The organism is Fundicoccus sp. Sow4_H7 (genome assembly GCF_052115865.1).
Taxonomy (GTDB): domain Bacteria; phylum Bacillota; class Bacilli; order Lactobacillales; family Aerococcaceae; genus Fundicoccus_A.
Window position 1 is genome coordinate 1 of sequence record NZ_JBQKME010000003.1, and the last position, 11,859, is coordinate 11,859.

An 11,859-nucleotide genomic window follows, 5' to 3' on the forward strand; every position below is an offset into this window, starting at 1 on the left:
TATAGTTTTGTCTGGTAACTTAATTATAGTAGAATTCACTGGCTTTTTCATTTTAAACAATAAAAAAGATGTCAGTGAGATTTACTCACCAACATCAAAAATTGGAGAACCAGTATTTTTATTTAATAAATATCTATTCTGCAGATTCTTCAGATGATTCTTCTGTAGATTCTTCTACTGAACTTTCTTCGTCTGTAGATACTTGAGTGCTTTCACTTGAATCATCTACATAAAATTCACTATCTTCTAACGGCGCAAAGATAACGGCTGCAAGCATTCTATCACCAGCATCTCCAGTAGGTTGTGTTTCATAATCGTCAGCTTCGGTATGAACAATCAAAGTCGTTCCGTCTGTATTGTTTAGTGTATTTTCACCTTCAGGATCTAATGTAACGTCTGGAATTTCAATGGTTTCCTCAACTTTTCCATCTTCACCAACTACTAGATTAGGTAGATCACCAGCATGTGGACCTGTTTCACTTTCATTTCCATGTTCAACATCGGTTGGATTAAAGTGAGAGCCAGCATCTTCAAATGTTGGTGCAGTCGCTAAACCAACTTCATGAATATGCATACCATATTCACCTGCTTCTAATCCTTCTAATTTTAATTCTAAAGTAACTTTACCATCTTTATCTTCTCTAAATGTTGCTGTTCCCATTACTTCTTCTTCATTATTAATCACATCAACAACTACTTCAAAAGCATATTCTTCTTCTTCAGGAGTTGATTCCTCATTGGATGTTTCTTCACTTGTCACTTCTTCACTTGATACTTCTTGGCTAGTAGATTCTTCGCTAGCATCTTCATCTTGGGCTAAAATTGCTGAAGAGTAGGGAATAAAACTACCCAGTAGTAGACCTGCACTTGCAATTGATAATAATTTTTTTAATGACATAAAACATTCACTCCTTTAGTTTTATAACTATACCTTAGCATAATAAATTTGAGAAGTCTTGCAAAACGATTGTAAATTATTAGTTAAATTAAATTATATTTTCTTAATAAATTATAAAGATATTTATTATATTTAAGAGCAACTGATATGTTGATTGCATTATTTTAAAAACTACTCAAAGTAATATAGCTATTTAACGGCTGTAAAAGCAATCTGATTTGCTTAAGTTGGATATTCATGTTAAAATATAAACAGTATATTGGTGAGGGCAGTGAGCGGCAACGCTCGCTTTTTTTCATGCTTTATAACTAAATGTAGTAGCAAACTAAGGTGAAAATCTATAAAGAGGTGAATAATGAGTTCTATAGTAGAAAAAGTTCGTCCAATCATTGAACCAATTGTTGAACAGTTTGATTGCTATCTAGTGGACATAGAATATGTGAAGGAAGGTCCTTCTTGGTTTTTAAGAATATTTGCAGATAAAGAAGATGGCGGGATTGATTTAGACGATTGTGCATTAATAAGTGAAGCAGTAAGTAGTCAATTGGATGCTATTCAACCTGATCCTTTTCCTGCTGCCTATTATTTAGAAGTTTCTTCTCCTGGAGCTGAGCGTCCATTGAAAAATGAACAAGCAATTATTGATGTCATTGGTGAATATGTACATTTTGATTACTATGTTCCGCAATATGGAGAAAAAAGTCATGAAGGAACACTTATTGAAGTGCATGACGACAATTATATAATTGAAACAAGAATAAAGTCGGCTATTAAGCAATTGGAAATTCCTAAAACAGCAGTCTCTAAAGCGAGATTAGCAATCAAGTTTTAATTAACATTTGAGGTGATAAAATGAGTACAGAACTTGTAAAAGCCATGCAAGTACTTGAAGAAGAAAAAGGTATTTCAAGAGAAGTTATTAAAAGTGCTCTAGAAGATGCTTTGGAGTTAGCTTATAAAAGAAACTATAACCAAGCACAAAATGTAGAAGTAAATTTCAATAAAGAAAATGGAGAAATTAAAGTTTATTCTGTTCGGGAAGTTGTTGAGACAAATTACGACAGTATGTTAGAAATTTGTTTAGAAGATGCTTTAAAAATTAGCCCTTACTATGAAATAGGGGATAAGATTAAATTTGAAGTAACTCCAAAAGATTTTGGACGTATAGCTACGCAAACAGCTAAACACGTTATTATGCAACGCATTCGTGAAGCTGAAAGAGAAATCATTTATGAAGAATATAACCAATATCAAGATGAAATTTTAACAGGAATTGTAGAGCGACAAGATCACCGTTTTCTATATGTAAACTTGGGAAGAGTTGAGGCTGTAATGCCCGTAAGTGAACAAATCCCTACTGAAAAATATAAAATGGATGATCGTATTAAGGTATATGTAAGTAAAGTTGATAAAACCAGTAAAGGTGCTCAAGTCATTGTTACCCGTTCACAACCTGAGTTTTTAAGACGACTCTTTGAGCAAGAAGTTCCGGAAATTTACGAAGGTATCGTAGAAATTGTCAATATTGCACGTGAAGCGGGAGACCGTTCTAAAGTTGCAGTGCGTTCACGTGATAAAAACGTTGATCCAGTGGGAACTTGTATTGGACCTGGTGGCCAACGTGTTCAATCCATTGTACGTGAGTTAAATGGTGAGAATATGGATATTATCGAATGGAGCGAGGATCCTGTTGAATTTATCAAAAATGCAATGAGTCCTGCTGATGTTGAACAAATTATTTTTGATGAAGCCAACCATTCTTGTATTGTTGTTGTCCCTGACCACCAATTATCTTTAGCAATTGGTAAAAAAGGACAAAATGCACGTTTAGCAGCTCGTTTAACATCGTATAAAATCGATATTAAATCAGTATCATCTTATGCCGATTATGTTGCTGAACAAGAAGCGGCTGAAATTGAACAGATTGAAGTAGATGCTATACAGAATGAAGAATTAGAAGATTTAGCCGTAACAGATGAAGTTGTTAATCTTGATGAAGAGACAGTAGCAGCTGATTTTGATGTAAAGTCTGAAGATTTATATGCTGATGTCGATTATTCATTAGCTAATGATTCAGATGATTTTTATCACACAGGTGATGTTGAAGATTTGCGTATCGAGCAAGAAATCAACGAACAAGAATATACACCTGAAGCAGTTGAAGATGCGATTGAATCAGTTGAAATCGATCGCGAACAAGATTATGATGAACTTGTGGAAGAAGTAGAATATGAAGATTTTCTAGAAGATGAAGAAGTCTAATATTTAAAAGTAGGAGGTCAACGAATGAAAACAAAGCAAACACGTAAAGTTCCAATGCGCAAATGTGTTGTGTCACAACAAATGTTCCCTAAAAAGGAACTTGTTAGAATCGTTAAAAATAAAGAAAATGAAATCTTTATTGATCCTACAGGCAGACAAAATGGCCGTGGTGCTTATATCGGACTCGAACCTGAGTTAGCTAAAGAAGCAAAAAACAAACGGACATTCGACAAGGCATTTGAAATGAAAGTATCAGATGAATTTTATGACGAATTGTATAACTACATTGTGCACCAGAAAGCGCGCAAAGAACTACTATGAGCAATAGACAAAAACAATTGAATTTATTAGGACTTGCTACTAGAGCTCGGAACTTAATTTCTGGTGATGAATTAGTTACGAAGGCTATCAAGCAAAAAAAAGTCTACTTGGTCATTTGTGCAAATGATGCAAGTACATCCACACTTGAAAGGTATCATGAACTTTGTCAAAAGCATCAAGTTAGCTTAAATACTTCTTTTAGTCGAATGGAAATCAGTCAAGCAATTGGTAAGTCACGTTCCATTTGTGCTATCAGTAACCAAGGGATGGCTAATAAATTTCATGAATATATTATAGAATGATCATCACCATACATTAAAATGAACCTATTTTTCTCTAGGTATAAAGAAAGGTGATATTATGACAGCTATTCGTGTATATGAATTTGCAAAAAACCATAATATGAGCAGCAAAGCAATTTTAAATTTTGCTTCTAAAAATGGCATTAACTTTAATAGTCACATGTCGTCTATGACAGATGAACAACAAAATCAATTAAATCAATTATTAAGTAAGCGACAAGTCGTTGCTTCAGACGATAGTGTTGAGAATGAATCAGATTCAAAACAATCAAGAAAAAAATCTGATTCTAATAAAGATTCACATAAAAAACAAATACAAAATCGTTCAAAAAATAATGTAACAGAGGATGAAAACGAAACGAATACAACAACAAATAAACCTAAAAAAGCAGTAAATGCTCAAAAAAATAATGCTGTAGAGAATCAATCAAATAACCAAGAACGTCAAAATCGTTCTAGTCGACGTCGCGGGAGAAATAATCGCAATAGAGGCAACAACAAAAAACAAGTTGCTTCAAAAGGAATTACTGCAAGAAAACATAAAGATTTACCTGAGAAATTAGTTTATACAGAAGGTATGAACATTCAGGAGATTTCTAAAGTTTTCCACCGAGATGCTTCTGAAATAATTAAAAAACTTCTGATGTCAGGTATTATGGCTAATCAAAATCAAGCCTTATCTAAGGAAGTCATCGAACTAATTGCCTTAGAGTATGGAGTTGAGCCGGAAGAAAAAGTGGTTGTAGATAAAGCGGACTTAGAAATTTATTTCGGAGAAAATGAAGATGAAGAGTTATTAACATCACGCCCACCAGTCGTTACAATTATGGGACACGTTGACCATGGTAAAACAACATTGCTAGACCAGTTACGAAATACACGTGTAACAGAAGGTGAAGCAGGGGGTATTACACAACATATTGGTGCTTATCAAGTTGAGATTGATGGCAAGCCAATAACATTTTTAGATACACCAGGACACGAGGCATTTACAACAATGCGTGCACGTGGAGCGGACGTTACCGACATTACTATTATTGTTGTCGCTGCTAATGATGGAGTAATGCCACAAACGGTTGAGGCAATCAATCATGCCAAAGCAGCTAATGTACCAATAATTGTTGCGATTAATAAAGTCGACTTACCTGAAGCCAACCCTGACCGTGTTATGCAAGAACTATCTGAGCATGGTTTAATTCCAGAAGCTTGGGGCGGAGATACCATTTTTGTTCAAATTTCTGCGAAATTCAATCAAAATATTGACGAATTACTAGAAATGGTCTTGTTAGTTGCAGAAGTGGAAGAGTTAACGGCTAATTCAAATCGTTTAGCAGTAGGATCAGTAATTGAAGCCCGTTTAGATAAAGCTCAAGGGGCAACTGCTACACTATTGGTTCAGCAAGGTACACTACGTATTGGAGACCCTATTGTTGTTGGAAATAGCTATGGTAAAGTTAGAACGATGCTAAATGATAGCGGTAGACGTATTCGTTCTGCAGGACCTGCAACCCCTGTAGAAATTACAGGATTGAATGATGCGCCTCAAGCTGGTGATTTATTTGCTGTATTCGAAGATGAAAAATCAGCTCGTTTAGCCGGTATTGAAAGAGCACAGCGTGCGCAATTACAACAAAGAGATTCTACGAAGAAAATAACTTTAGATAATTTATTTGAAAGTTTAAGTGAAGGTGAACTTAAATCAGTCAATGTGATTATCAAAGGGGATGTTCAAGGATCTGTTGAAGCTTTATCTGCTAGTTTGCAAAAAATCGAAGTGTCAGGTGTTCGTGTTAATATCATTCATCAAGCAGTTGGTGCTATTAATGAAAGTGATATTACATTAGCTGCAGCTTCTGGAGCAATCGTCATCGGATTTAACGTTCGTCCTACACCACAAGCTAGAACTCAAGCGTCTGAAGAAGAAATTGATATTCGTCAATACAGAGTTATTTATGATGCTATTGATGAGATTGAAACAGCGATGAAGGGTATGTTAGATCCAGAATTTGTAGAAGAGATTCAAGGTCAAGTTGTGGTTAGAGAGACTTATACTGTTTCTAAAGTAGGAACCATTGCAGGTTCGTATGTTTTAGATGGCTATATTGCAAGAAATAGTAAAGTACGTGTTATCCGCGATAATATCGTACGTTATGAAGGTGAAATTGCCAGCTTAAAACGATTCAAAGATGATGCACGTGAAGTAAGAAAAGGCTTTGAGTGTGGGATTATGATTGAAAATTATAATGATATCGCTGTTGATGACATTATTGAAGCTTTCCACATGGTCGAAGTTAAACGTTAAGAATAATTATTTAAAGGAGCATTCTTATGGCTAAATATCGCGTTGGTCGAGTTAGACAAGAAATTCTTCGAGAAGTAAATAATATTCTCATGCGTGATGTAAAAGATCCTCGTATTGAAGGTATTACAATTACTGATGTTGAATTAACAGGAGATTTACAACAAGCTACTATTTTTTATAGTTCACTTGATGATAAGGCTGGAGCACGCCAAAAAATTGAAGCCGGCTTTAATGCTGTTACAGGGAAAGTTAGAAGTGAGTTAGGCAAACGTCTGACTTTGTATAAAACTCCTGAAATAAAATTTGAACGCGATCGTTCATTTGATTATGGTGCGCATATCGATTCATTATTGAATCAAATTAAACAATCATCTGATGATGAAGATGAAATGTTAGACGAAGAATAAAAAACATCCCGAATTTTTAGTTATAGCAATACGACTAAAAATTCGGGATTTTTTAAAATAATAATTTAAGGAGTTATATAATGGTTGAAATTCGTAAAACTCAATCAGCAAAGGATAGTTTAGAACGTATTGATGCTCTAATTGATGCACATACCCTTGAAAAATTTCCTCATTTTAACAAGGAAGACTTAACTTCCCAACAGATGGCAGTTGAATTATGGGAAGCAGATGTTTTTTTAGGTGGTGTTGCTTTTACCAGACAGTTTGATACGATCCACGTGAATGCTTTGGCGGTAGCAGATGGCTATCGAGAACAAAATTTTGGTTCTTTATTGATGGTGGAATTGGAGAAATATGTTAAGGAAATGGATGTTCATACCATATCTTTATCAACTTTAAATTATCAGGCTTTAGGTTTTTATCAAAAATTAGATTATCAATTAGCTGGTCAAATTCCAGATTATCCAACTCATGGAATGATTAAGTATTTCCTCTACAAAAAGTTAAATAAATCAACTCACACATAGTCATTAGTTGCTATGTGTTTTTTTATGGCATTATCCAATTGCCAACAACATCTTCACTACCTTGATACAAGGCTGTACGAGCTTCTTCTTGTGACAATTCTTTGTCTTCTAAGCTTTTTGGGACAAGATATCTGACATAAAAAATACGTGATTCTTCTGCAAAGCCTAAATCTGCCATTTGATGATTACTCAGTTTATAATGGACACCTTCGCGGTAAGTCTTATCATCTTGTGTAAATTCTACATTTTTAATGGATGTATAATAAGATTTACCATTAACTTCGAAATAATAGTAATTTCCATACTTTCCCAAATATTCAATTTCATCCAAAATTGTTTCTGAATTATATAATCCAAGATTTTCGAAGGAATTTGGAAGATAACCAAGACGATAAAATTGTTTTTCTGAAACAGAATAGGGAAGTGGATCGCTGAAAGCATTTCTTGTATAAGAACGAGTAAGAGGGTTAACATATTGCAATTTATCAATTGTTTCAGCATGTACTTGATAATTTGAATAAGTCCAAAAACCACTAATCATAATAATTAAGGCTGATAAACCAACAATCACTTTGCCAATTGTTCTACCAAAATGAAATATTGTTGAGACCAAGAGAACTGCCGCTATCACTGCAATGATGACTGCAATCCACATATCTTGATAATAAAATTGTTCCATTGCTATCCATTGTTCATACATTTAATGTAGACTCCTTCAAAATATTCTAACAAAATACTTAATGCAAATTATAACATAAACTTAATGTTGTAATGTAGTATTGTAGATATTTATTTGAAAAATATCGAAAGGATTTTGTATAAGGCGTTTTTCATCTGTTATAATGAGATATAATGTTTTTAATGAAAGAGGCGTTGAGTTTGTTAAATGGTGTAATACCTATATGGAAAGAAAAAAATATGACTAGCCATGATGTGGTTTTTAAATTAAGAAAAATTTTAAAACAAAAACGGATAGGCCATACGGGAACACTCGATCCTCAAGTCGAAGGTGTCTTATTAGTGTGTTTAGGGGAAGCAACAAAACTTGTAGAATTGTTAATGGATGGTGAAAAAACTTACGTAGGTGAAGTGACTTTAGGCTATGCAACTGAGACTGAAGATCGATATGGTGAAATTGTTGCCACAAAAGCAGTTACAACCATGATCAATCCTACGGTGATTGATGAAGCTATGAAAACTTTTAAAGGTTGGATTACGCAAGTTCCACCTTATTATTCAGCCGTAAAAGTTAATGGGAAGCGATTATACGAATATGCTCGCGAGAATCAGACGGTTGAAAGACCAGAACGGCAAGTATATATTAATAGCTTTGAGCGCATTGCTGACATTGATTACGATGAAAAGAAGCAAACTCAATGCTGGAAGTTTCAAGTGAGTTGTGGAAAAGGAACGTATGTGCGAACGTTAGCTGTTGATCTAGGAGAAAAATTAGGCTATCCAGCTCATATGTCAGAGTTAACGCGTATGGCTACAGGTGGATTTAATTCAGACCAAAGCATTACGATAGAAGAGCTACAAGAAGCCGTCAATAATAATCGGGTTGAGTCAGTCATTTTCCCTATTGAAGAGGTATTATCGGGTTTTCCTAGGATTATATTGAGTGATGTAGCCTATGCTGATGTCAAACATGGCAAAGTTTTAGCTGATGATTATTTTGAAGCTGGAAATCCACTTCACGAGATGACAGTGTTATGTTATCGTGATAAAGCAATTGCTTTATATCAAGTACATCCTAGTAAAGAACATTTAATCAAACCATATCGAATGTTCATTTCCAATATTAATGAATAGAAAGAGCGAACATATGCAAAAAATATATTTACGACATCCATACGATATTTCAAAAATCATTCAAGAGCCGATTGTGATTGCACTGGGGTACTTTGATGGGGTTCACCTAGGCCATCAGCGTGTCATTGAAATGGCGGTTAATGAAGCACGTTTACGTGGTATAAAAGCGGCTGTCATGACCTTTAGTCAACATCCTAAAATTGTTTATCAAAAAATGAATCCAAAAGAAATGTTCTATTTGTCTGCGAATCCACGTAAAGAAGAATTATTTGAACAAATGGGCTTAGATATTATGTATATGATTGATTATACTTTTGATTTCGGATCACAATCACCTCAAGCATTTGTTGATAATTATTTAGTCGCTTTAAATGTTGAAGTGGTTGTAGCTGGTTTTGACTACACTTATGGGAAACGAGATATAGCTAACATGCAGACACTACCTGAGCATGCCAAAGGGCGATTTGAAATAATAGAAGTACCAGAACTTATTTTACACCAAAAAAAAATTGGATCATCTTCTATTAAAACACTTATAGAAGAAGGAAAGATGGATATTGCTAATGAAGAATTAGGCTATATTTATCAAACATCAGGTGTTGTTATTCATGGTGATAAAAGAGGCCGACTTTTAGGCTATCCAACTGCAAATATCTTAACTAATGAGTTAGAACTTATACCTGCTGTAGGAGTTTATGCTGTTGAAATTGAAATCCATGGACTTTGGTATATAGGAATGGCTTCAATTGGTTATAATATTACCTTTGAAGCAAATCGAAAAATGACATGTGAAGTTTACATTTTAGATTTTAATCAAACCATCTATGGTGAGTCTGTTAAAATTAAATGGCATCATTATTTAAGACCAGAATTAAAGTTTGATGGAGTAGAGGGGCTTATTGCACAATTGGATCAAGATTTAATTGATACCAAAGCTTATTTTAATATTCAAGGAGGCTAGAATAACATGCAAGTTCAAACCCAATTTGTTGATGCTGTTTATATTCATATACCTTTTTGTAAAAAAATTTGTCACTATTGTGCCTTTAATAAATATTTTTATGACGGTCAACCTGTTGACCGTTATCTTAATGGCTTAAATCGAGAAATGGAATTATATGCCATTGAAAAAAGTAGACCATTGGATACCATTTATATTGGTGGAGGTACGCCTTCCTGCCTTTCTATGGAAGAGTTGGATAGTTTATTTGGTAGTATTCACCAACATCTTCCAATTGATGAACGAACTGAATTTACTTTTGAAATTAATCCTGGTGAATTAAGTATTGAAAAATGTGCATTATTGTATGATGCATCCGTCAATAGAATTTCAATGGGTGTACAAACATTTAATGATGATTTACTACGAAAAATTGGGCGAAACCATCGCCATAAACATATTTATCAATCCATTGATTGGTTGCGCCAAGTAGGATTTTCAAACATTAGTATTGACCTTATTTTTCGCTTACCGAATCAATCACTCGCTGATTTTGATGACAGTCTGACCAAAGCGTTAGAACTTGATCTGCCACATTATTCTTTGTATTCCTTAATCATTGAAAATCAAACTGTCTTTCAACAATTGATGCGTGAAGGTAAATTACCTTTACCTTCAGAAGATGTGGATGCAGATATGTTTGAACTGGCGATTAGACGACTGGAAGAAAACCAAATTCATCAATATGAAGTAAGTAATTTTGCAAAAGATGGCTATCAGTCACGACATAATATTAAATATTGGCAGTATAAGCCTTATTATGGTTTTGGTGCTGGGGCTCATGGTTTTCATCAAAATACGCGTTATTATAATCATGGACCTGTCCATCATTATTTAAATAAAACTGAAAATAATGAAAAACCAATCATAAATGAAACTGTTTTAAATCACACAGAGCAAATGGAAGAATACCTATTCCTAACTCTAAGGACCAATAAAGGTTTTTCTTTAAGTGGTTTTTCAAATAAATTTAATGCGTCGGCAATTGAATTATTCGGGACGTTTTTTGAACTACAACAACAAAGAAGATTGCTAAATATTGATGGCGATCGAGTTTATTTAACCAATCGAGGTTTGTTTTTAGCCGATACGGTTTTTAGAGATTTAATCGGTTGGTTGAGTTCTGAAAGGAGTTAAATATGAAATTAAATAAAAGTACTTTGATTTCAATTGCTTTAGTTTTAATAGGAACATTTATCATGTCCATCTCCATCAATTCCATTGTTATCCCAAATAATCTAGGTGATGGTGGTGTAACGGGAATTTCTGTTTTATTATTATATGTTTTCAATATTAATCCATCTTTAACGGTTATTGTTGTCAATGGTTTTTTACTAGCCATTGGATGGCGATATTTATCTAAAGAACTTGTTATCTATACCTTATTATCGGTTGTATCATTATCATTCTTTTTAAACTACCCAATGTTCGGTCCTTTTATACCCGAAAATAGTTTAGTACCACCGATTATTGCAGGTGTATTAACTGGTTTAGGAATAGGTCTGGTTGTTTTAGGAAGAGGGACAACGGCGGGGACAGATATTATTGCCATGCTTTTAAATAAATACCTTGGTGTAAGAATAGCAACTGGTTTAGCTATTTGTGATATTGTTATCGTGTCGTTTAGTTTATATGTCATTGGACTTGAAAGTGGCATTATGACTTACATTACTATATTTATGACCAATCAAGTCCTAAACTTTATCTTAGAAGGATTTAATCCGAAGAAATCGATCTTGGTTATTTCAAATTATCATGAAGAAATCGCTAGTCGTGTCATGACTGAGGTTAATCGTGGCATTACGGTTATTAATGGACATGGTTATTATTCAAGTACAGAGAAACAAATACTTTATATTGTGGTAAACCGTCAACAACTAATGCCAATTCAAAGAATTATACACGAAATTGATACAAATGCCTTTGTGGTTATTTCTGATGTTCAACAGGTTTTAGGTGAAGGCTTTACTTTTTACTTGGATGAAGAGCCCAATGGAAATTAAAAGCTATTAGCATGTATGTTTTAAA

General features: G+C 34.0%; 13 protein-coding genes. 11 read left to right on the top strand and 2 right to left on the bottom strand.

Going from position 1 to position 11,859, the window contains the following annotated elements; all coding sequences use genetic code 11:
- Nucleotides 1-133: 133 nt before the first annotated feature.
- Complete coding sequence (locus tag ACTQ54_RS04110; RefSeq protein WP_441754889.1) at nt 134-898, bottom strand: superoxide dismutase family protein; 765 nt, start codon at nt 896-898, stop codon at nt 134-136.
- Nucleotides 899-1,253: 355 nt separating this feature from the next.
- On the opposite strand from ACTQ54_RS04110, the gene rimP reads away from it, so the two are divergent.
- From rimP to ACTQ54_RS04145, 7 genes are all read left to right on the top strand, one after another.
- Nucleotides 1,254-1,730, top strand: a complete 477-nt coding sequence (gene rimP / locus ACTQ54_RS04115) for a ribosome maturation factor RimP (protein WP_441754890.1) — start codon at nt 1,254-1,256, stop codon at nt 1,728-1,730.
- Nucleotides 1,731-1,750: 20 nt separating this feature from the next.
- Complete coding sequence (nusA, locus tag ACTQ54_RS04120) at nt 1,751-3,160, top strand: transcription termination factor NusA (protein ID WP_441754891.1); 1,410 nt, start codon at nt 1,751-1,753, stop codon at nt 3,158-3,160.
- Nucleotides 3,161-3,184: 24 nt separating this feature from the next.
- Nucleotides 3,185-3,481, top strand: coding sequence for an RNase P modulator RnpM (rnpM, locus tag ACTQ54_RS04125; RefSeq protein WP_441754892.1), 297 nt, complete (start codon nt 3,185-3,187; stop codon nt 3,479-3,481).
- Entirely contained in the window at nt 3,478-3,783 is a 306-nt protein-coding gene (locus tag ACTQ54_RS04130) for a L7Ae/L30e/S12e/Gadd45 family ribosomal protein (RefSeq protein WP_441754893.1), read from the top strand. Before rnpM ends, ACTQ54_RS04130 begins: the two co-directional genes overlap by 4 nt.
- 58 nt (nt 3,784-3,841) lie before the next feature.
- Nucleotides 3,842-6,085 (top strand): translation initiation factor IF-2, encoded by a 2,244-nt coding sequence (gene infB / locus ACTQ54_RS04135; RefSeq protein WP_441754894.1) that lies wholly within the window; start codon nt 3,842-3,844, stop codon nt 6,083-6,085.
- A 26-nt stretch (nt 6,086-6,111) separates the two neighbouring features.
- Nucleotides 6,112-6,492: a 30S ribosome-binding factor RbfA gene (rbfA, locus tag ACTQ54_RS04140; RefSeq protein ID WP_441754895.1), complete on the top strand. Its 381-nt coding sequence runs from the start codon at nt 6,112-6,114 to the stop codon at nt 6,490-6,492.
- A gap of 80 nt (nt 6,493-6,572) precedes the next feature.
- Nucleotides 6,573-7,019, top strand: a complete 447-nt coding sequence (locus ACTQ54_RS04145) for a GNAT family N-acetyltransferase (protein WP_441754896.1) — start codon at nt 6,573-6,575, stop codon at nt 7,017-7,019.
- Between the two features lie 22 nt (nt 7,020-7,041).
- Here the strand turns inward: ACTQ54_RS04145 and ACTQ54_RS04150 are convergent, their stop codons facing one another.
- Nucleotides 7,042-7,719 carry a hypothetical protein gene (locus ACTQ54_RS04150; RefSeq protein WP_441754897.1) on the bottom strand — a complete coding sequence of 226 codons (678 nt, stop codon included), beginning with the start codon at nt 7,717-7,719 and terminating at the stop codon, nt 7,042-7,044.
- A 152-nt stretch (nt 7,720-7,871) separates the two neighbouring features.
- On the opposite strand from ACTQ54_RS04150, the gene truB reads away from it, so the two are divergent.
- The 4 genes from truB to ACTQ54_RS04170 are packed head-to-tail and all read left to right on the top strand — an operon-like array spanning nt 7,872 to nt 11,834.
- Nucleotides 7,872-8,831, top strand: a complete 960-nt coding sequence (gene truB / locus ACTQ54_RS04155; protein WP_441754898.1) for a tRNA pseudouridine(55) synthase TruB — start codon at nt 7,872-7,874, stop codon at nt 8,829-8,831.
- A gap of 13 nt (nt 8,832-8,844) precedes the next feature.
- Complete coding sequence (gene ribF / locus ACTQ54_RS04160) at nt 8,845-9,792, top strand: riboflavin biosynthesis protein RibF (protein ID WP_441754899.1); 948 nt, start codon at nt 8,845-8,847, stop codon at nt 9,790-9,792.
- 6 nt (nt 9,793-9,798) lie between these two features.
- Nucleotides 9,799-10,968 (top strand): radical SAM family heme chaperone HemW, encoded by a 1,170-nt coding sequence (gene hemW / locus ACTQ54_RS04165; protein WP_441754900.1) that lies wholly within the window; start codon nt 9,799-9,801, stop codon nt 10,966-10,968.
- Nucleotides 10,969-10,970: 2 nt separating this feature from the next.
- Nucleotides 10,971-11,834, top strand: a complete 864-nt coding sequence (locus ACTQ54_RS04170; RefSeq protein ID WP_441754901.1) for a YitT family protein — start codon at nt 10,971-10,973, stop codon at nt 11,832-11,834.
- Nucleotides 11,835-11,859 lie beyond the last annotated feature (25 nt).